We start from the raw sequence: 20761 nt of genomic DNA on the forward strand, positions 1-20761 counted from the left end.
GAAATGCCGGGGCGTTGTCGATTTATACAAACTAGCCGTAGGGGTTTTCGCCGCGTTCGAACCGGGCGCGGCGCTGCTTTTGTTCCTCGCGCTTGCGCAGGATGCGCTCCTGCTCGATTTTCCGGCGCATGCGGTCGGGGTAGCCGGTCTCCTCGACGTCGTAGAGCATGATGCCCAGCATGCCGGCCACCTGGTCGATACCTTTGGGCCCGCCGATGCGGCGGCGGGTGTAGTTGCCCTTCTCGTCGACGAGGACGACGGACATCTCGTTGACCATCGTTTCCGGCTCGACAAAGCCCTCGACATAGGACCTGCCGACGACCCAGTCGCGCAGGTACTGCGCATCGTCCGGACGAATCGTCTCCCCCGGCGCGCGGGGAGGTTTAAACGTCGTGGACTTCTTGCCTTTGCCGAACAGGTTGAACACGTCCCACATCATACGGTGCACCTCGGACAGGAAAGGTCACCCCTTGGGCAACGTGCGGGGCTTATTACAGGTACGCTTTGTGCCTGTATAGCTTCCAACGTTTCAATGAGGAGACTTAAGAAATGGCGCACTCAGTTGAGATGCCCGAGCTGGGCGAATCGGTCACCGAAGGCACGATCACCACGTGGCTGAAGGAAGTCGGCGACACGGTCGAGGTGGACGAGCCGCTGCTCGAGGTCTCCACCGACAAGGTCGACACCGAAATCCCGTCCCCGGTCGCAGGCGTAATCCTGGAGATCAAGGCAGACGAGGACGACACCGTTGAGATCGGCGACGTGATCGCCATCATTGGCGACGAGGGCGAGGAAGCAGACTCCTCCTCCGAAAAGAAGGAAGAGCAGGCCGAGGCTGAGGAGCCGGCCGAGGAGAAGGCTGAGGCGCCGAAGAAGGACGACAAGCCGGCCAAGAAGGCCTCCGGCGACGCCACCGACGTTGAGATGCCGGAGCTGGGCGAGTCCGTCACCGAGGGCACCATCACCACCTGGCTGAAGGAAGTCGGCGACGAGGTTGAGGTCGACGAGCCGCTGCTCGAGGTCTCCACCGACAAGGTCGACACCGAGATCCCGTCCCCGGTTGCCGGCACCCTGATCGAGATCCTGGCTGAAGAGGACGACACCGTCGAGGTCGGCGATGTCATCGCCCGCGTCGGCGACGCTGATGCTGCAGCAGCTTCCGACGACTCCAACGAGGACGAGGCAGAGGCAGAGGAGCCGGCCGAGGAGAAGGAAGAGCCCAAGGAAGAGAAGAAGGCCGAGCCGAAGAAGAAGTCTTCCGGCGGTGCAGGCACCAAGGTTGAGATGCCGGAGCTCGGCGAGTCCGTCACCGAGGGCACCATCACCACCTGGCTGAAGTCCGTCGGCGACATGGTCGAGGTCGACGAGCCGCTGCTCGAGGTCTCCACCGACAAGGTCGACACCGAGATCCCGTCCCCGGTCGAGGGCACCATCCTGGAGATCCTGGCCGAGGAAGACGACACCGTAGAGGTCGGCGATGTCATCGTGATCATCGGCGACGCTGACGCCGCCGTCGAGGAAGACGACGCCGACGAGGCTGAAGAGGCCGAGGCGCCGGCCGAAGAAAAGCCGGAACCGAAGGAAGAGAAGAAGCCGGAGCCGAAGCAGGAAGAGCCGAAGGCCGAGAAGACCGAGAAGGCTGCATCCACCGACTCCAAGAACTCCTCCGCCAAGGTGAACAACGGCGACAACGTCCCGTACGTCACCCCGCTGGTGCGCAAGCTCGCCGACAAGCACGGCGTGGACCTGAACACGGTTGAGGGCACCGGCGTCGGCGGCCGCATCCGCAAGCAGGACGTCCTGACTGCCGCTGAGGGCGGCAAGGCAGAGGGCGCCGCAGCCGCTGCCTCTTCGTCTGCGACGAAGGAACAGGCGGACGCCCCGAAGGGCCCGCGCGCAAACTGGTCCACCAAGTCCGTGGACCCGGCGAAGGCGGAGCTCATCGGCACCACCCAGCGCGTGAACCGCATCCGCGAGATCACCGCCGCGAAGATGGTGGAGTCCCTGCAGACCACCGCGCAGCTGACCCACGTGCAGGAGGTCGACGTGACTCGCGTTGCGGAGCTGCGTAAGAAGGTCAAGCCGGCATTCGTCGAGAAGCATGGCGCAAACATCACCTACCTGGCCTTCTTCATCAAGGCCACGGCAGAGGCGCTGGTGTCCCACCCGAACGTCAACGCCTCCTACGACGCTGACGCGAAGGAGATCACCTACCACTCCGACGTCAACATCGGCATCGCTGTGGACACCCCGATGGGCCTGCTGGTACCGGTGATCAAGCAGGTGCAGGACATGAACCTGGCCGACATCGCGAAGGCGATCACGGACCTTGCGTCCCGCGCGCGCGACAAGAAGCTGCGTCCGGACGATCTGTCCGGTGCGACCTTCACCGTGACCAACATCGGTTCCGAGGGCGCGCTGCTGGATACCCCGGTGCTGACCCCGCCGCAGGCCGGCATCCTGGGCACCGCCGCGATTGAGAAGCGCCCGGTCATCGTGACCGAGGACGGCATCGACTCCATCGCGATCCGCCAGATGTGCTACCTGCCGTTCACCTACGATCACCAGCTGATCGACGGTGCGGACGCGGGCCGTTTCGTCACCACGATCAAGGACCGCATCGAGCAGGGCGATTTCGAGGCTGATCTCGACATCTAGCCCCGGAATGCGCTGAACCCGGCACCGTCTTTCGGTGCCGGGTTTCGTCGTTTTTGGCATAAAGTGGCGGTATGGCTGACACGTTCAAATCATTTCGTAACTCCACCGACCACTTCATGCGCGAGGCCCTCGGCGGCCTCGTCGCCGCGCACCCATGCGCCGAGTGGCATGACGAGGGCTTCGTGGGGCTTTTACTTGACGACGCCACCAAAGGCGAACCCCGAGTAGCCGTCATCTCCGGCGGCGGATCGGGCCACGAACCGATGCACGCCGGTTTCATCGGCGCCGGCATGCTGGATGCGGCCTGCCCGGGCCTGCTATTCACCTCCCCCAACGCGGTGCAGATCGGCGCGGCCACGGAGTGGGCCAACCGCGGCGCGGGCGTGGTGCACGTGGTGAAGAACTACACCGGCGACGTGATGAACTTCACCGTCGCCGCGAACCACGCCGACGCTGAGGTGGCGCAGGTGCTTGTGGACGACGACGTTGCCACCGAGATCGACAACGACGACTCGCCGGGCCGCCGCGGCACGGGTGCCACGGTGATCGTGGAGAAGATCGCCGGCGCTGCGGCGGCGCGGGGCGACGACCTGCAGGCGGTGGCTGAGGTTGCCCAGCGCGCGGCGGATCAGTCGCGAAGCATGGCGGTGGCGCTGCAGCCGGGCCACTCCCCGACCTCGGACCGCGCGACGTTCGACTTGGGCGAAGGCCAGATCGAGATCGGCGTGGGCATCCACGGCGAGCCGGGCGTGGAGCGCCGCGACATTGCTGGCGCGCAGCTGACCGCCGCCGCGCTGGTGGAAGAGCTCCTGGATAGCATCCTGTCCTCGCTGCGCGACGCGGGCGTCAAGGGCGAGGACGTCATGCTCTTCGTCAACGGCCTGGGTGGTACGAGCCAGCTGGAGCAGGACCTGGTCTTCGGCGAGGCGGTCAAGCAGCTGACGCAACGGGGGCTGAAGGTGCGCCGCGGGATGCGCGGCACGCTAGTGACCTCGCTGAACATGGCGGGCATTTCACTCACGGTCACCGTCGTCGACGACGAGCTGATCCAGCTCATCGACGCCGACACCGCCGCGCCCGCTTGGCCCGGCACCGTCGCCGATCCGGAGTACGCCGACGCGCGCATGGTCGACGACGAAACCCAGCCGGATTCCGGCGAGGAAAACACCTGGCTGACCGGCTTTGTGGAGCGCCTCGCCGCCAGCTACGACGACCTGACGGCCCTGGACCGGGAGGCCGGCGACGGCGACTTCGGTCAGAATATGGAGGCGGCCTTTGGTGACGTCGATAGGCCTGTGCGGGGCGCGGATGCAGAGGTGCTGAATTTCTTCGCTCACCGCATGCTGGTGCGCGCCGGCGGCACCTCCGGCGCGGTGCTGGGCACGCTCTTCCGACAGATGGCGGACGCGTTCGAGGACGCCGGCGTGGATTCACGCGACGCGGACGGCGCCGCGTTTGCCGGGGCGCTGGCGGAGGGGCTTAAGCGCGGCGTCGACGCCATTACCGAGCTCGGCGGCGCGAAGGAGGGCGACAACACGCTCGTCGACGCCCTCGCACCGGCCGCCCGCGCCGCCAAGGACGCCACCGGCAGCGTCGACGAGGTGCTCGCGCACGTCTTCGCCCCGGCGGTCGAGGGCGCGAAGGCGACCCGCGGCATGCAGGCGAAAAAGGGCCGGGCGTCCTACCTCGGCGAGAGCGCGAAAGACGTGCCGGATCCGGGCGCGATCGCGGTGACGTGGCTGTTCGGAAACGCGGGTGTAGATGAGTTCTAAATCGGGCTTTCTGGGGCTGAGAAACAGCTAAGCTGTCGCGTGGTTATCACGACCCGATTTTCAAGGAGCCCCAGTTGGATTACATCTCCCGCCATATCGGCCCAGACCAGGCAGAACAGCAGAAAATGCTGGATGCTCTGGGTTACGATTCCATCGATGCGCTGATCAACGCCGCGGTGCCCTCCGGCATCCTGGCGGACAAGCCGCTCGACCTGCCGGAGGCGTTGACGGAGTACGAAGCCCAGGCCCGCCTGCGCGAGCTCGCAGACAAGAACACCGTGCTGCGCGCGTTCTACGGCCAGGGCTTCTCCTCCACCCTGACCCCGCCCGTGATCCGCCGAGGTGTGGTGGAGGACGCCGGCTGGTACACGGCCTACACGCCGTACCAGGCCGAGATTTCGCAGGGCCGCCTTGAGGCGCTGCTGAACTTCCAGACCATGGTGCAAGATCTCACCGGCCTGGACATCGCGAACGCTTCGCTTCTCGACGAAGCATCCGCCGCCGCCGAAGCCGTCGGCCTGATGTCGCGTGTGGTGAAGAAGGGCCGCCGGGTGCTCCTGGATTCGCGCCTGCACCCGCAGGTGATCACAGTCGCCTCCGAGCGCGCCCGCGCGATCGACCTAGAGGTCGAGGTGGCCAACCTGGCCGAGGGCGTGGTCGGCGAGGACCTCGTCGGCGCCGTGTTCGCCTACCCGGGCACCGAGGGCGACATCGTGGACCCGCGCCCGGTGATCGAGGCGATCCACGAGCGCGGCGGCCTGGTCGCCGTCGATGCCGATATCCTGGCTCTGACGCTGCTTGAGTCCCCCGGCGAGTTCGGCGCGGACATCGCCATCGGCACCACGCAGCGCTTCGGCGTGCCGCTGTTCTACGGCGGCCCGCACGCGGCCTACATGGCGGTGCGCGAGAAGCTGCAGCGCCAGATGCCGGGCCGCCTGGTGGGCGTGTCCAAGGACGCCGAGGGCTACCCCGCCTACCGCCTGGCGCTGCAGACGCGCGAGCAGCACATCCGCCGCGAGCGCGCCACCTCCAACATCTGCACCGCGCAGGCGCTTTTGGCCGTCACGGCGTCGATGTACGCCGTCTACCACGGCCCTGAAGGCTTGAAGGACATCGCGCGTGCGGTGCATAAGCGCGCCACAGACTTCGCCGCGTCGCTCGAGGCTGCCGGCGTGAAAGTCAAGCACGCCGAATTCTTCGACACGGTGGCGGTTGAGGTTGCGGGGGCAGCGGAGGTCGTCGCAAAGCTTGCGGATGCAGGCTACCTGGTCCGCGCAATCGACGAGACCACCGTCGGTGTCTCCTTCGGCGAGGACACCACCGACGCCGACGTCGAGGCGCTGCTGGCGGGCTTCGGGGCGAAGACCGCTGAGGGCGCCGCGCGCATCCCGGCGGCGCTGGAGCGCACCACCGAGTTCCTCACCCACGAGACGTTCAACCGCATCCACTCCGAGACGCAGATGATGCGCTACATCCGCGCGCTCGGCGACAAGGACCTCGCGCTGGACCGCACGATGATCCCGCTGGGCTCGTGCACCATGAAGCTCAACCCCACCGCTGGCCTGGAGGCGATCACCTGGCCGGGCTTCGCCAACGTGCACCCCTACACCCCCGACGAGTACACCGCGGGGTGGCGCGAGCTTATCGACGAAATCCGCGCCTGGCTCGTGGCAATCACCGGTTACGCCGAGGTGTCAGTGCAGCCGAACTCCGGCGCGACCGGCGAGCTGGCCGGCCTTCTGGCCATCCGCGCGTACCACGTGGCCAACGGCGACACCGAGCGCGACATCTGCCTCATCCCGGCCTCGGCACACGGCACGAACGCGGCGTCGGCGACGCTGGCGAACCTTCGCGTCGTGGTGGTGAAGACCGCCGACGACGGCTCGATCGACCTTGAGGACCTGGACGCGAAGCTGGAAAAGCACGCCGACGCCGTGGCCGCGATCATGCTCACCTACCCGTCCACGCACGGCGTGTACGAGGAAGACGTGCGCGTGGTCTGCGACAAGGTGCACGCGGCCGGCGGGCAGGTCTACATCGACGGCGCGAACATGAACGCCCTGACTGGCATCGCGCGCCCGGGCGACTTCGGCGGCGACGTCTCGCACCTGAACCTGCACAAGACGTTCACCATCCCGCACGGCGGCGGCGGCCCGGGCGTGGGCCCGATCGGCGTGGGCGAGCACCTCATCCCGTTCCTGCCGGGCGACCCGACCGCCGCGGACGGCGAGGGCGGCGTGCCGGTGACCTCCACCCTGTACGGCTCGGCGGGCGTGCTGCCGATTTCCTGGTCGTACATCGCCATGTCCGGTGCCGCCGGCCTGCGCAGCGCCACCGAACACGCCGTGCTGGGCGCGAACTACATCGCACGCGCGCTGAACGACTCCTACCCGGTGCTCTACACCGGCAACGACGGCCTGGTCGGCCACGAGTGCATTCTGGACCTGCGCGAACTTACCGACGCCTCCGGGGTCACCGCAGCCGATGTGGCCAAGCGCCTGATCGACTACGGCTTCCACGCCCCCACCCTCGCCTTCCCGGTCGCGGGCACGCTGATGGTGGAGCCGACCGAGTCCGAGGACCTGGCCGAGCTGGACCGCTTCATCGAGGCGATGCGCTCCATCCGCGCCGAGATCCAGGAGATCATCGACGGCGAAGTCGAATACGAGCAGTCCGTCGTGCACAACGCGCCGTTCACCGCCGCCAGCGTGATCCGCTCGGAATGGCCGTACGAGTTCACCCGCGAGAAGGCTGCCTACCCGGTTGCCTCGCTGGTGCACGCGAAGTACTTCCCGCCGGTGCGTCGCATCGACGAAGCCTTCGGCGACCGCAACCTCCAGTGCGCCTGCCCGCCGCCGGAAGCCTTCGACATCGAAACCGAATCCTAAGGAGAACCAATGCCACAGACCCCGCTGCATGCCACCCACGAGAAGCTCGGCGCCAGTTTCACCGACTTCAGCGGCTGGGAGATGCCGTTGAAGTACGGCTCGGAGCTGGAGGAGCACCGCGCCGTCCGCAACGACGTGGGCATCTTCGACCTGTCCCACATGGGCGAGATCACCGTCCAGGGCCCCGACGCCGCCGCGTTTTTGGACTACACCCTCATCTCCGACTTCTCCGCGCTGAAAGACGGCAAGGCGAAGTACTCCATGATCGTCGCCGAGGACGGCGGCATCCTGGACGACCTGATCACCTACCGCTTCAGCGAGAACCACTTCATGGTCGTGCCCAACGCCGCGAACACCGCCGCCGTGTGGGCCGCGTTTGAGGCCCGCAAGGGCGACTTCGACGTACAGCTGACCAACAATTCGGAATCGTTCGCGCTGGTTGCGGTCCAGGGCCCGCGTGCGCTCGAGGTGCTGGAGCCTTTGCTTAGCGACGACGCCTCCGCCCTGTCCTACTACTCCGGCGCGTGGATGACCCTCGACGGCGTGGAAACCTTCGTCGCCCGCACCGGCTACACCGGCGAGGACGGCTTCGAGCTGTTCTGCGCAAGCGATGACGCGCAGAAGGTGTGGGACGCCGTCATCGGCTCCGGCACCCCCTGCGGCCTGGCGGCGCGCGACTCGCTGCGCCTGGAAGCTTCGATGCCGCTCTACGGCCACGAACTGACCGCCGAGATCACCCCGGTGGAGGCCGGTATGGGCCGCGCGTTTGCCAAGAAGGAAGCGGACTTCGTGGGCAAGGACGCTTTGCTCGGCCGCGAGCCGAGCGTGGTCATCGCGGGTTTGACCTCCGAGCAGCGCCGCGCCGCCCGCGAGGGCGCCGAGGTCTTCCTCGCAAGCTCGGACGAGAAGATCGGCGTGGTCACCTCCGGCCAGCCGTCGCCGACGCTAGGCTACCCGGTCGCGCTCGCGCACCTGGACCCGCAGCACGCGGAAGAGGGCACGGAAGTGGAAATCGACATCCGCGGACGCCGTTACCCGTTTACTATTGCACCGACCCCGTTTTACTCCCGAAAGGACGCATAACCATGGAGCTGAAGCCGGACTTCTACTACTCCGAGGACCACGAGTGGATCAACGCCACCCCGGACGAGGCAGCAGGCAAGACTGTGCGCGTGGGCATCACCCACGTCGCCGCTGACCGCCTCGGCGAGGTCGTCTTCGCTGAGCTTCCGCAGGTGGGCGACACCGTCACCGCCGGCGAGACCTGCGGCGAGATCGAGTCCACCAAGTCCGTCTCCGACCTGTACTCCCCGGTCACCGGCACGGTCACCGCGGTCAACGAGGACATCGACGGCGCCTACGAGGCCATCAACAACGACCCGTACGGCGAAGGCTGGCTCTTCGAGGTGGAGGTCGAGGAGGTCGGCCCGCTGATGACCGCCGACGAGTACGCCTCCTCCAACGGCGTCTAAACCGGCGGGGACTAGGGTCTAAGGGTATGACTGCCCCACGCGACCCGTTTTTCCCCGCCGACAAATCCATCCGAGCCTCAGCCGCGCCCATTGACGTGCGCGAGCTGGGGCTCGTGGACTATCAGGAAGCCTGGGACCTCCAGGCAGACATTGCTTCTCGACGGGCCAAAGGCGAACTGCCGGACACAGTGCTAGTGCTCGAGCACCCCTCCACCTTCACCGCCGGCAAGCGCACGCAGCCGGAGGACATGCCCGACCCCGCCTACCCCGTGCCTGTGGTGCCGGTGGACCGCGGCGGGCGCATCACCTGGCACGGCGAGGGCCAGCTGGTGGTCTACCCCATCATCAAACTCGCCGAACCGGTGGACGTGGTCGACTACGTGCGCCGTCTCGAAGAGGCGCTCATCCAGGTCGTGCGGGACGCCGGGGTGACCACGGCGGGCCGTGTCGACGGCCGCTCAGGGGTCTGGGTGCCGGAGGAGACGAAGGCGGTGGACCCGGAGGCGTCGACACGCGAACGCAAAATCGCCGCCCTGGGCATCCGCATCACCCGCGGCGTGACCATGCACGGCCTCGCCCTGAACTGCAGCAACACCCTCGAGCACTACGAACACATCGTCGCCTGCGGCATCGACGACGCCGACGTGACCACCCTGTCGCTCGAACTCGGCCGCGACATCACCCCAGCCGATATGGCCGCGCCGATGGTGCGCGAACTCGAGCGCGCGCTGTCCGGCGAGCTGGTCGTGGCGGACCACACATTCGCCACACGACCGGACCCCTCGAAGGGTTTGACACGGAAGGTACGGTGAGAAGCGTGACTGTAGCACCAGAAGGCCGCAAGCTTTTGCGCGTTGAGGCGCGCAACTCCGAAACACCGATTGAGAAGAAGCCGCGGTGGATCCGCAACTCCGTCAAGACCGGTCCCGAGTACGAGGACATGAAGCAAAAGGTCAAGGGCGCGGGCCTGCACACCGTGTGCCAAGAGGCGGGCTGCCCGAACATCCACGAGTGCTGGGAGTCGCGTGAAGCGACCTTCCTCATCGGCGGATCCCGCTGCTCCCGCCGCTGCGACTTCTGCGACATCGCCTCCGGCCGCCCGGATCCCCTGGACCGCGACGAGCCGCGCCGCGTCGCAGAAGAGGTCAAAAGCCTCAACCTGAACTACTCCACCATTACCGGTGTCACCCGCGACGACCTCGACGACGAGGGCGCCTGGCTCTACGCCGAGGTCGTGCGCAAGATCCACGAGCTCAACCCGCACACCGGCGTGGAAAACCTCACCCCGGACTTCTCCGGCAAGCCGGACCTGCTCCAGGAAGTCTTCGAGGCCCGCCCCGAGGTCTTCGCGCACAACGTAGAGACCGTTCCGCGCATCTTCAAGCGCATCCGCCCGGCGTTCCGCTACGAACGCTCCCTCGACGTGATCCGCCAGGCCCGCGACTTCGGGCTGATCACCAAGTCCAACCTCATCCTGGGCATGGGCGAAACCCGCGAGGAAGTCCTCGAGGCGCTCCACGACCTGGTGGACGCAGGCTGCGACATCATCACCATTACCCAGTACCTGCGCCCCGGCCCGACCTACCACCCGATCGACCGCTGGGTGAAGCCGGAAGAGTTCATCGAGTACCGCGACGCCGCCTACGAAATGGGCTTCGGCGCCGTCATGTCCGGCCCGCTGGTGCGCTCCTCTTACCGCGCCGGCAAGCTGTACGTCGAGGCGATGGCCCACCGCGGCCTCGAGCTGCCGGAGAACCTGAAGCACTTGGCGGAGACGTCGCAAGGCGATACCGCCCAGGAAGCCTCCACCCTGCTGAAGAAGTACGGCGCATCCGCCGACCACCCAGTGGAGACCCGCTAGGGTCTTTGGCCCGCGTCTTAGCTGTGGCATACAGTTATGGCCATGGCTAAGACGCAGGACAAGGAAGCGGCGAAAGCCGCCAAGAAAGAACAGCGCGCCGCGAAGCGCGCCAAGGGCAAAGCAACCCGCTCCCAGCTGAAGCAGGCGTTCGACATCCAGCGCAAGCGCGACAAGGCGCTGATCCCCATCATGCTCGCCTGCGTGCTGGGCGGCGGGTTGCTGTTCTTCCTCCTCGGCCTGCTCATCGGTGCGAAGTGGTTCTGGCTGATCATGGGCCTGGTCCTGGGCGCTGTGCTGGCGATGTTCATCTTCTCCCGCCGCCTGGAAAAGTCCATGTACGACGAAGTCGGCGACACCCCCGGCGCCGCCGGCTGGACGCTGGAGAACATGCGCAACACGATGGGCATCGTGTGGCAGACCAAGACCGGCGTGCAGGCCAACACCCACATGGACACCGTGCACCGCGTGGTGGGCAACCCGGGCGTCGTGCTGGTCGGTGAGGGCAGCCCGAACCGCCTGAAGTCCCTGATGGCCAAGGAGCACAAGCGCGTGGACCGCCTGCTGGCGGGCGTGCCCATCTACGAGGTGTACGCCGGCGAGGGCGAAGGCCAGGTGCGCAACCGCGACCTGCAGAAGCACCTGCTCAAGCTGCCGAAGAACTACCAGAAGGACGAGGTGTACAACCTCGCCGCCAAGCTCGACGCGATGGATTCGCGCGGCCGCGGCGCCCAGGCGGCCGGCCTGCCGGGCGGCCCGCTGCCGAAGCAGGCGCAGAACATGGCGGGCATGAACCGCAAGATGCGCCGCATGCAGGAGCGCAAGGGCGGCAAGTGATCGAGCACAACCCCGGCATGGACGCCGAAGCGAACACCTGCCTTCGCTTCGGCGTCTTGCTGTTGTCCGCCGGCGCGTCCGGCTATCGCGTGATCCGCGCCGTGAAGCGCTGCGCGCGCTCGGTGGGCTTCGACGACGCCGACGTCATCGTCGGCTTCAACACCATCAGCTGCACGTTCCACCGGGGCGAGCAGTTCCGCACCGCGGTGTCCGACGTGCCGCTGCCGGGTGTCAACGCCTCGCGCATCGAGGCGCTGGAGACCGCGGCGCACTCGCTTTTGCAGAGCTACCGCACCCCCGAGGTCATCAACGCGGTGCTGGATGAGATCGAACGCATCCCCTCTCCACGCTGGGGCTTTCGCCTATCGACGCTCGCCGCCGGACTCGCCTGCGCCGGATTCGCAGTGCTGAACCAATTCGGGCTCGCCACCGCCGCGCTGGTGTGCCTGGCGGCGATGCTGGGCCAGCTCGTGCGCGCATTTTTGCACAAGGCGCACTTCAACCTGATCGGGATCACGATGGCGGCGTCGTTCGTCGCCTCGTCGGCGTTCCTGCTGCTCGACCGGGTGCTGCCGTTTGCCAGCGTGGTCTCCCCCGGTTTCATCGCCGCGGTGCTGTTTTTGATCCCCGGCTTCCCGTTGTTCACCTCGTTTGTGGACCTGGCGCGCTTCGACTTCACCGCCGGCATCCCGAGGCTGTTCTTCGCCCTCGAGATCATCGTGGTGATTATGCTGACCGTCTCCGTGGTGGCGATGCTCTCCGGCACTCCCCAGGCACAGACGGCGCCCGTGCCGAAGTCGGCGGAGTTTTTGGTTTCCGGCGCGCTGGCCAGCTTTGTCAGCGTGGGCTGCTTTGCGTTGCTGTTCAATTCGTCGAGACGCATGGCGCTCATCGCCGCCGCGCTCGGGATGGTGGCCAACGCCGCGCGCCTCGCATTGCTTGCGGACGGGGTGCGCTCCTACCTCGCCGCGTTCGTCGCCGCGCTGATCATCGGCATCGTCGGCGGGCTGCTGGGCCAGGTGGCGAAGGTGCCGCGCACCACCGTGACCATCCCGGCCGCCGTGGTGATGATCCCCGGCCCCGTCATCTACGCCGCGGTGCACAACTTCGCGGTCGGCGACATCATCAACGCGCTGTCGAAATTCACCGAAGTGTCCTTCGTGGTGCTGTTCATCGCCGGCGGGCTCTCCGTCGGACGCATGCTCACCGACCCGACCTGGGCGTTTTTCCGCTACATCGACTTCGACCACGAACTCGTCGGCGAGGAACGCCCCATCAACAACTAGGTGCGGATCACCGTCGTGGTGGTGGCGCGGTCGTGCATGCCGCGCCCGTCGGCGTCCACAAGCGCCGCCGGCAGCACAAAGCCCGTCAGGATCGTGCGCACCGCCGCGCGCCACAGCCCCACCGGGGCTTCCTTGTCCACGCGGGCCACACCCATGCCCAGTACGGCCATGCCCGGGGTGCGGGCGAACAGCCAGCCGCACACGATGCCCAGGACGATCCACAGCAGGTACGTCGCGGTGTAGCGGTCCCCCAACGCGGAGGTGTTCGCCGTGATCAGCGACGCCGCCACCGCGCACAACGCCCAGTCGATGAGCACCCCGCCCATGCGGCGCAGCACCGACGCCTGGGATCCCGCCCCTTCCTTCGGCATGCCTAAAAACTGCCCCGGGTACTCCGGCAGGGCATCCTCGCCGGAGAATTGGTTGGGGATTTCGGGACCGTCGTGCCAGGTTTGTCGTCGAGAAGCAGCCATGCCTCCGAAGCGTAGCGGGAGGTCCGCGTAGACTTGAAACCGCTTATGTCCGACACACAACGAGGAGTACCACCCGTGTCCTTCGACAACATCGAAGACGTCAAGAAATTCATCGCCGACGAGGAGGTGGAATTCATCGACGTGCGCTTCACCGACGTGCCCGGCATCGAACACCACTTCTCCATCCCGGCATCGATGTTCGATGAAGACGTGATGGAAGAAGGCCTCGCCTTCGACGGCTCCTCCATCCGCGGCTTCACCACCATCGAAGAATCCGACATGACCCTCATGCCGGACCTCGCCACCGCAAAGCTGGACCAGTTCCGCGGGTCCAAGACCCTGAACGTGAAGTTCTTCGTCAACGACCCGTTCACCCACGAGCCGTTCTCCCGCGACCCGCGCAACGTGGCCAAGAAGGCGGAGGAATACCTGCGCTCCACCGGCATCGCCGACACCTGCTCCATCGGCGCCGAAGCGGAGTTCTACCTGTTCGACTCCATCCGCTACGAGGTGGAGGGCCACGCCGCGTTCTACGAGATCGACGCCGCGGAAGGCTGGTGGAACCGCGGCAACGAGGTCGAGGCCGACGGTTCGCCGAACCTGGGCTACAAGAACCGCTGGAAGGGCGGCTACTTCCCCGTCCCGCCGTACGACAAGACCGTCGAGGTGCGCGACGCCATGGTGCGCAACCTCGCCGCCGCCGGCTTTGAGATCGAGCGCTTCCACCGCGAGGTGGGCAACGGCGGCCAGCAGGAGATCAACTACCGCTTCAACACCCTGCTGCACGCGGCGGACGACCTGCAGGACTTCAAGTACATCGTGAAGAACACCGCGACGCTGTACGACAAGACCGCCACGTTCATGCCCAAGCCGCTCGCCGGCGACAACGGCTCCGGCATGCACGCCCACCAATCCCTGTGGAAGGACGGCGAGCCGCTGTTCTACGACGAGTCCGGCTACGGCGGCCTGTCCGACATCGCACGCTGGTACATCGGCGGCCTGCTTGAGCACGCCGGCGCGGTGCTGGCGTTCACCAACCCGACGCTGAACTCCTACCACCGCCTCGTGCCGGGCTTCGAGGCGCCGATCAACCTGGTGTACTCGCAGCGCAACCGCTCCGCCGCGATCCGCATCCCGATCACCGGCGCAAACCCGAAGGCCAAGCGCATCGAGTTCCGCGCACCGGACCCGTCGGGCAACCCCTACCTCGGTTTCGCGGCGATGCTCATGGCGGGCATCGACGGCATCAAGAACCGCATCGAGCCGCACGCCCCGGTGGACAAGGACCTCTACGAGCTGCCGCCGGAGGAAGCCAAGGACATCCCGCAGGCACCGACGTCTCTCGAGGCCGCGCTCAAGGCCCTGGAGGCGGACCACGACTTCCTCACCGAAGGCGACGTGTTCACCGATGACCTCATCGAGACCTACATCAAGCTCAAGTACGACAACGAGATCACCCCGGTGCGTCTGCGTCCCACCCCGCAGGAGTTCGAGATGTACTTCGACTGCTAGGTTTGCATAGCCTGACCTGCAGTAAGGCAGGCCGAACTTCCTTGCGGGGGGTGACCGGGCCGGGCGATGATTGGGTCATGACTGATCTGCTGAACCGCCCCCACCCCGACTGCCCGGCTGATTGTCCGGGCACGGCGGAAGGTGGCGTCGATAGGCATGAGCCCGGCACCGGCGAGCGGCTGAACCGCCTGCGCGCGGCGGTGCTCGGGGCGAACGACGGCATCGTCTCCACCGCCGCCGTGGTCGTCGGCGTGGCGGGCGCGACGTCCGATGCGACCACGATCGCGATGTCCGGCTTGGCCGCGGTGATCGGCGGCGCGGTGTCGATGGCGCTGGGCGAATACGTCTCAGTGTCCTCGCAGCGCGACTCCGAGCGCGCCATGGGGATGTCCGAGGAGATGCAGGTCAACCCGTGGTCCGCGGGCATCGCATCCTTCCTGTCGTTCTTGCTCGGCGCCGCACTGCCCTTTGCGACGGCGCTGCTCGCCCCCGCATCCTGGCGCATCGCCGCGATTTTCGTGCTGACCCTGGTGGCGCTCGCGCTGACGGGCGCGCTGTCCGCGAAGCTCGGCGAGGCCCCGGTCGCCCGCTCGGTGACCCGCATCGTGGTCGGCGGCACCATCGCGCTGGCGGCAACGTTCGCCATCGGCTCGCTGTTCGGAGCGAACGTGGGTTAGAAACACACCGCGGTCCAACAGTGACCTGCCCAACCAGAACCCGACCGAATCGGCGCAAAACCGCAGGTCGGGTTTTGAGCTGCCGGGGCCGTTTTTGTGCAACGGGTCCCTCCCGGCGGGCCGCGCGAGCACCTTCCCAAAAAAGGGATTACCATGCGCTGAGTGACTGACAAGTTCCGCCAACTGCCACCGCCCGGCCCCGCGTGGGGCGGCAGCCTCATGGGCACCTCAATCGTGTCGCGATTGCTCGTAGAAATGGACCACCAGTTCTTCGCCGCCGTCTTCGCCGCGATCGCGTGCTTCATCCTCGTCGTGCTCGTGTACGGGTTCGCGCGCTACCGCCACCCCAGCTTCGAGCGCACCACCATGGCGGAATGGTCGATGTTCTTCATCGGCATCCTCGCACTGGGTGCCGCGCTATCCGGGCTTACCGACGAAGGCGTCTACCGCCTCATCGGCTTCTGGGTCGGAGCCCCCGTCACCGTCATCACCTGGGCTATCCAGCTCAGCCGCTTCGAGGGCGCGCCGAAGTTCACCTGGGGCCTGCCGTTGGTCGGCCCGATGATTTCCGCGTCGGTGGCTGGTTGGCTCGCCCGCGACTACGGGCAGTTCTACCACGTGCTCGGCACCGTGTTCTTCCTGATGTCCCTGTTCACCGCGGTGCCCACGTTCGCCCGCGTGTACTGGGCGGCGTGGCACGGGAAGGTGGACCTTTCAGGGCCGCTGTCGGCGACCGCATGGGTGCCGCTCGGCGTGATCGGGCAATCCACCACCGCGATGCAGATTTTGTTCCCCGGCACATTCTCCATCCACTACGGCTACGTCGCACTGGTGTTGGCCATCCCGCTGGGTATTTGGGCGATGTGGAACTTCTACCCCAATGTCGCGCGCTGGGTGGAGTACACACCTGCCTGGTGGGCGTGCACCTTCCCGCCGGGCACGGTGAGCATGGGCGGGCACCAGGTCGCGCTTGTCAACGGCTCGCACTGGCTGGACGTCGTCGCGTTGACGCTGCCGTTCCTGCTCATCGTGCACTGGTCGCTGTGTTCCGGCCGCTTCATCAGCTGGACGATAGAAGGCCGCCGGTAAAAACGGCATGCCAAATCGCCCGCCTTGTGGGGCGGGTTTTGGCGTTTCAGGGGTTAGTCGAAGAGCAGCTCCATGGCGCCTGGGGTGGTCATGGGGACGCGTGTGCCGTTGGGCGCGACCCAGTGGATGCGGGCGTTGGGGTTGTCGATGTAGCCGAACGGGCCTTGCCTGTTGTCGGCGTTGACCCCGTTGTGGAAGGGGCACAGTTCGGCGAGGTTGTCCATGTTGGTCATTCCCCCGTAGCGCCACGCATTGATGTGATGCGTCTGGGTGGTCTCTGCGGAGTGTTTGCAGTCGGGAAACGCACACGACGGGCAGAGCAGCTTCGACATGACCTTTTGCTTGGCGTTGGCGCAGCGCTGACCGTAGTACAGGTTGACTGGGCCTTCCTGGGGGTGGAACGCGGCGACTTCGAGTATGTCGCCGAATTCGTGCTCCATGTACTCGGCACCGGTCATGGTGGTGCCGTCGGTGCAGATCAGGGTGACTTCGTCGGCGTGGCCTGATTGGATGCGGGCCCAGTCGGCGATCGGCACCAGGATGATCGGCCGGAAGTTCGCCTTCGGCACGCCTTTGCCGTCGCGCAGGATGCCGATAAGCGTGTGGGCCATTTGGGCGGCGGCGGGGTCGTCGGCGTCGATGAGTTGGCGCAGCAGGTGCTCCAGGTCCGCGAGGTCGCGCTCGTTGTAGGTGAGGATCATGGTGCGCATGCCCGCTTTCGAGCGGCTGAACTTACACGAGGGTGGGGCGGGTTTGACGGGTTGTTTGATCAACCGTTTGATCCGCTTGGTCAACACCCGGTAGGAGCCGCGGTGGCGCACCAAATCCAACCTAATGCGCCAGCGTTCGGCGGCGCCTTCGACGGCGAGCAACTTTTTCTCGATGTGGACGAGCTGGTCCACAGGCAAGCCTTCCGCGGCGGCGAGTGCGTCGCGTTGTTTGCGGGTGAACTGGGTCGGCCCGTAATACGCGTGGTGCACCCGCGCCAGGTCGCGCACACGGCCAGACGATAGGCCGGCGGCCATGGCTACGTCGCGGTCGAAGTCGGCGAGCACGGCCACGCCTGCGGAAACAAAGTCAGTGAAGTTCATGCACCGAAAGCTAAGCCAGCGCAACCCCCAACACCAGACCCGCGGCGAATTGTGGATAACTGAACCTGAGAAATTCACAAAGCGCAGTTCACAGGGCCAAATTTAAATCTACGTCCGTCCCGTCTACGCGGCCGCGCGAGGTGAACTGCCACACTGTGGGCGTTGGAAGGCCGACGGGGCGCGGCCACGCCCCCACGTCCAAAGGCGTCGAAACGTCGACCACCGGGTTCGAGCCCCACTGCGCCAGCCACAGCGCACCGAACTCGGCCACGTCCGCGAACAGCATGTGCCGCCGCCAGTACCAGGCGTTCGTGTAGACTCCAGCTACTTCGACGCCTGCGGAGGAGAAGGAGTGGTGGGCGGAGCGGACGTCGAGAAGCGAAAGCCCCGCGGGGGACTCGACGTCGAGCCACAGAGGCAAGCGGCGGCCCCCGAGAACCTCGAGCGCGGCCGACACCTGCGCCGCAATGGTGGTCCCTTCGGAGGGGGCGCGCAGGAAGTGGTACGCCGCGGTCGCGAAAGGGGCGAACGACGAAAACGCAGCGTCCTGGTACGTGCCGTCGGTGGCGCGGGCGATGACGAAGTCGAAGCGGGAAACGTCGAGCCCGGCCTGGTGCTCCGAGACGTCGACGCCGAGCCTCACCGCTTGGTCAGCCCCATGCGCGGCGCGAAGCTGCCCGGGTGGCGGCGTTGCGAGGCGGCGTCCGCGATGGCCAGGCGCCACTTCGGGTCGCGCACCGGCATCTGGGAGATGGGGAACCAGCCGGCTTCGGTGTTCTCATCGTCGCCGATCACCGGTTCCGCGGTGGGGTCGAGCGGCTCGCAGCGCAATTGCACCGTCATGTAGCTGGCCTTATCCCCGTTCGCGTGGGTGACCGGGCCGTGCGCGCCGACGCCCAAAATCGCCGCGGCGGTCACCCGCACGCCGGTTTCCTCCAGCACCTCGCGCACCGCGGCGACGTGCGGCTCTTCGCCCGGGTCCGCGATCCCGGTCACAGGTGTCCACTCGCCGTTGTCGGCGCGGCGCACCAGCAGCACCTCGGGGACGGCCCACGGTGACGCATCGGTGGCGTCGCGAAGCACGACGGCGCACACGGCGGGCACCCACATCAGGTCGGTGCCGATTTTCTTGCGGGTTTCCACGATGAACTCCGGGATAGGCATGGTGGCAAGTGTACAATCCCTGAAATTATGAGCACCGCCGTTTCCGACAAGCAGCCCTGGGTCAGACGCGTCCCCGCGCCCCTGTTCGTCGCGGCGTACGGCGCGCTGGTCATCCTGGTGATTTTCGGGGTGGCGATGGCGGCGAGCCGCACCACGGCGAGCTCCCCGGCGGCCGCGGAGCTGCCGCAGCCGGAGCGCCCGTTCAACCCGGCGCCGGCGGATCCGGGCAACGTCGCGGCGAGCATCCGACCGAACCTGATCGACAACGTGCGCGTGGGCGAGACGAACTCGGGAGCGATGATGCGCGGCGACGTCGTGGACGGCGCCCTCGACGACTCCACCGAGATCGCGGGCCACCTGTCGCGTCTGCTGGAGCAGAATTGTCTGGATACGGTGACGTTGACGTCGAAAAGCGGGATGCGCTTTAACTTCTGGGGCTTTTGCTTCTCGACGCTGCCTCCGGAGACCCTCGCCCAGTACATCGATTTCGGCGTGGCAGAGGGCGCCGATTCGGTGTCGTTTGTGGACTACGCGTCGCACAACCACTTCCGCGTGATCACCCTAAACTGGATGGACGTGGACGACGCCGACGCGCTGTCGAAGCGGTGGCTCGATGTGGAGCGCCCCGACGAGATCGACCGCGTGACGTTCAACGGCTACACCGACGACGAGGTCGTGGTGGTGGACAACGACAAGGAAACCGGCGAGCACCTCAAGCGCTGGCCGCTGCTCGCCAACCCTGTCACCAACGCCGGGGAATAAACTCCGCGTCCGGCACCGCGTGACGGATCACGGCCATGACCTGATTGACGTTGGAGTAGCTCATCAGGTGCGGATCCTCCATGCCCTCGTAGCACTCCTCGCCCGCGCGGCCGGCTTCCGTGCCGGAGACGACGCCGATGACGGTGGCTCGGCCGTTGACGTCGGCGAACACCGGCCCACCCGAGTCGCCGGAGGCGGCGCACACGGCGGCGATGTCGCCGAAGGTCTCGTCCTCCACGCCGGGGTCGAGGTTGACTATCTGCACCCGCTCAGTGTCCTCGAAATCGCCACACGTGTAGCCCGTGGTCGCGCCCGTTTTGCACACCCTATCGACGGGCCCAAGGCCCTCCCCGATCCCAGTCGGTATCGGCACGCCGACCATGTCCATGAACCGGTCCGGGTCCGTGATCTCGATGATGCCGACGTCCGCGCCCTCCGTCTCCGGGGTGTTCTGCGAATACAGCCCGGAGAAAATGAAGTGGCCGACCTCGGAGGCGTAGTCGAAGGCGGTGGAGGCGTTGGTGGGCCACACCAGGTCGCCTTCGCGGCCGCAGTGGCCGGCGGTCACCGCATACGCCCGGCCGTCCTTGCCGGTAAACGAAAACGCCGCGGTGCACGACTGCGCCGTGAAATGCTCCCCGGGCGCCGGGCGGTGGTCCGTGGTCTGGATCTTCGTCCCCGGTGCCCAGGGGGCGAACGCGGGCACGAGCACGTTGTTTTCGTTCTCCGGCGCGGGAGCGTCGTCGTCAGGCGTTTGCACCTCGGACAGCGCCTCGCGCTCCTCCACCGTGCCGGTGGGGACCTTCGACGCGTTCAGGCCCAGCCACACCACGATGCCCACGATCATCGCCGTCGCGACGATGACGGTGATCCACCCGCCCGTCTGCAGCCCGCTGCGACGCGCCCGAGCCGTGGAGCCGGGGCCCGGCATGTCGGGGAACTTCAGCGGGTGCTGCGGGTACTGCTGCCGCTGCGGCGCTGGCTCTCCGGGCATGTCCGGGAAGCGCCACTGCGGGCCCTGCTCGGGCTGGTAGCGCTTGGCTGAACCGCCCTGGCTACTCGGAGGCGTCAACCGCCGAGCCCTCGTCGCCGGACTCGCCGTCCTTCTCCTTCTCTTCGGCCATGATCTTCATGTCCCGGATGAACTTCTCCGGGTCGAAGTCGGTGTAGTGCTCCGGGCCTGCGAACTGCTCCTGTGCCATGCGCGCCCACTCCTTCCTTG

Annotated in this window: 20 protein-coding genes; 13 read left to right on the top strand and 7 right to left on the bottom strand. The window is 66.7% G+C overall.

What is annotated here, in order from left to right; all coding sequences use genetic code 11:
* Positions 1 to 31: 31 nt before the first annotated feature.
* The gene (locus tag H0193_RS04615) at positions 32 to 427 is read right to left on the bottom strand and encodes an oxidoreductase (RefSeq protein ID WP_181889615.1); all 396 of its coding nucleotides are present in this window, start codon (positions 425 to 427) and stop codon (positions 32 to 34) included.
* Positions 428 to 549: 122 nt separating this feature from the next.
* Here H0193_RS04615 and sucB point away from each other — a divergent pair, with 122 nt between their 5' ends.
* The 9 genes from sucB to H0193_RS04660 all read left to right on the top strand — a co-directional run bounded on the left by sucB (position 550) and on the right by H0193_RS04660 (position 12771).
* Positions 550 to 2658, top strand: a complete 2109-nt coding sequence (gene sucB, locus H0193_RS04620; RefSeq protein WP_181888769.1) for a 2-oxoglutarate dehydrogenase, E2 component, dihydrolipoamide succinyltransferase — start codon at positions 550 to 552, stop codon at positions 2656 to 2658.
* A 71-nt stretch (positions 2659 to 2729) separates the two neighbouring features.
* Positions 2730 to 4430: a dihydroxyacetone kinase family protein gene (locus tag H0193_RS04625; RefSeq protein WP_181888770.1), complete on the top strand. Its 1701-nt coding sequence runs from the start codon at positions 2730 to 2732 to the stop codon at positions 4428 to 4430.
* A gap of 74 nt (positions 4431 to 4504) precedes the next feature.
* Positions 4505 to 7318, top strand: a complete 2814-nt coding sequence (gene gcvP / locus H0193_RS04630) for an aminomethyl-transferring glycine dehydrogenase (protein WP_181888771.1) — start codon at positions 4505 to 4507, stop codon at positions 7316 to 7318.
* Positions 7319 to 7327: 9 nt separating this feature from the next.
* Positions 7328 to 8401: a glycine cleavage system aminomethyltransferase GcvT gene (gcvT, locus tag H0193_RS04635; protein ID WP_181888772.1), complete on the top strand. Its 1074-nt coding sequence runs from the start codon at positions 7328 to 7330 to the stop codon at positions 8399 to 8401.
* 2 nt (positions 8402 to 8403) lie between these two features.
* Positions 8404 to 8790: a glycine cleavage system protein GcvH gene (gcvH, locus tag H0193_RS04640; protein ID WP_181888773.1), complete on the top strand. Its 387-nt coding sequence runs from the start codon at positions 8404 to 8406 to the stop codon at positions 8788 to 8790.
* A 26-nt stretch (positions 8791 to 8816) separates the two neighbouring features.
* Positions 8817 to 9602, top strand: a complete 786-nt coding sequence (lipB, locus tag H0193_RS04645; protein ID WP_181888774.1) for a lipoyl(octanoyl) transferase LipB — start codon at positions 8817 to 8819, stop codon at positions 9600 to 9602.
* Between the two features lie 5 nt (positions 9603 to 9607).
* Complete coding sequence (lipA, locus tag H0193_RS04650) at positions 9608 to 10651, top strand: lipoyl synthase (RefSeq protein WP_181888775.1); 1044 nt, start codon at positions 9608 to 9610, stop codon at positions 10649 to 10651.
* 42 nt (positions 10652 to 10693) lie between these two features.
* Positions 10694 to 11485 carry a DUF4191 domain-containing protein gene (locus tag H0193_RS04655; RefSeq protein ID WP_392398885.1) on the top strand — a complete coding sequence of 264 codons (792 nt, stop codon included), beginning with the start codon at positions 10694 to 10696 and terminating at the stop codon, positions 11483 to 11485.
* Positions 11482 to 12771 (top strand): threonine/serine exporter family protein, encoded by a 1290-nt coding sequence (locus H0193_RS04660; RefSeq protein ID WP_181888777.1) that lies wholly within the window; start codon positions 11482 to 11484, stop codon positions 12769 to 12771. Before H0193_RS04655 ends, H0193_RS04660 begins: the two co-directional genes overlap by 4 nt.
* Here the strand turns inward: H0193_RS04660 and H0193_RS04665 are convergent.
* Entirely contained in the window at positions 12768 to 13244 is a 477-nt protein-coding gene (locus tag H0193_RS04665; protein ID WP_181888778.1) for an RDD family protein, read from the bottom strand. The genes H0193_RS04660 and H0193_RS04665 overlap by 4 nt on opposite strands.
* 45 nt (positions 13245 to 13289) lie before the next feature.
* On the opposite strand from H0193_RS04665, the gene glnA reads away from it, so the two are divergent.
* The 3 genes from glnA to H0193_RS04680 all read left to right on the top strand — a co-directional run bounded on the left by glnA (position 13290) and on the right by H0193_RS04680 (position 16522).
* Positions 13290 to 14756 carry a type I glutamate--ammonia ligase gene (gene glnA, locus H0193_RS04670; RefSeq protein ID WP_202032091.1) on the top strand — a complete coding sequence of 489 codons (1467 nt, stop codon included), beginning with the start codon at positions 13290 to 13292 and terminating at the stop codon, positions 14754 to 14756.
* Between the two features lie 77 nt (positions 14757 to 14833).
* The gene (locus tag H0193_RS04675; RefSeq protein WP_181888780.1) at positions 14834 to 15433 is read left to right on the top strand and encodes a VIT1/CCC1 transporter family protein; all 600 of its coding nucleotides are present in this window, start codon (positions 14834 to 14836) and stop codon (positions 15431 to 15433) included.
* Positions 15434 to 15595: 162 nt separating this feature from the next.
* Positions 15596 to 16522 (top strand): SLAC1 family transporter, encoded by a 927-nt coding sequence (locus H0193_RS04680; protein WP_181888781.1) that lies wholly within the window; start codon positions 15596 to 15598, stop codon positions 16520 to 16522.
* Between the two features lie 53 nt (positions 16523 to 16575).
* Here H0193_RS04680 and H0193_RS04685 read toward each other — a convergent pair whose 3' ends face one another.
* From H0193_RS04685 to H0193_RS04695, 3 genes are all read right to left on the bottom strand, one after another.
* Complete coding sequence (locus H0193_RS04685) at positions 16576 to 17613, bottom strand: HNH endonuclease signature motif containing protein (protein WP_181888782.1); 1038 nt, start codon at positions 17611 to 17613, stop codon at positions 16576 to 16578.
* A gap of 88 nt (positions 17614 to 17701) precedes the next feature.
* The gene (locus tag H0193_RS04690) at positions 17702 to 18256 is read right to left on the bottom strand and encodes a GH25 family lysozyme (RefSeq protein WP_181888783.1); all 555 of its coding nucleotides are present in this window, start codon (positions 18254 to 18256) and stop codon (positions 17702 to 17704) included.
* On the bottom strand, positions 18253 to 18777 hold the full coding sequence (locus H0193_RS04695) for an NUDIX hydrolase (RefSeq protein WP_181888784.1): 525 nt from the start codon (positions 18775 to 18777) through the stop codon (positions 18253 to 18255). Before H0193_RS04695 ends, H0193_RS04690 begins: the two co-directional genes overlap by 4 nt.
* Positions 18778 to 18804: 27 nt before the next feature.
* Here H0193_RS04695 and H0193_RS04700 point away from each other — a divergent pair, with 27 nt between their 5' ends.
* The gene (locus H0193_RS04700; protein WP_181888785.1) at positions 18805 to 19539 is read left to right on the top strand and encodes a hypothetical protein; all 735 of its coding nucleotides are present in this window, start codon (positions 18805 to 18807) and stop codon (positions 19537 to 19539) included.
* On the opposite strand, the gene H0193_RS04705 is transcribed toward H0193_RS04700, so the two are convergent.
* A complete protein-coding gene (locus H0193_RS04705; protein ID WP_236883412.1) occupies positions 19520 to 20611 on the bottom strand; it encodes a S1 family peptidase in 1092 nt (363 codons plus the stop codon). The two genes, H0193_RS04700 and H0193_RS04705, sit on opposite strands and share 20 nt — an antisense overlap.
* A complete protein-coding gene (locus H0193_RS04710) occupies positions 20595 to 20741 on the bottom strand; it encodes a hypothetical protein (RefSeq protein WP_181888786.1) in 147 nt (48 codons plus the stop codon). Before H0193_RS04710 ends, H0193_RS04705 begins: the two co-directional genes overlap by 17 nt.
* Positions 20742 to 20761: the final 20 nt, after the last annotated feature.

Source organism: Corynebacterium haematomassiliense (genome assembly GCF_013978595.1).
Lineage (GTDB): Bacteria > Actinomycetota > Actinomycetes > Mycobacteriales > Mycobacteriaceae > Corynebacterium > Corynebacterium lehmanniae.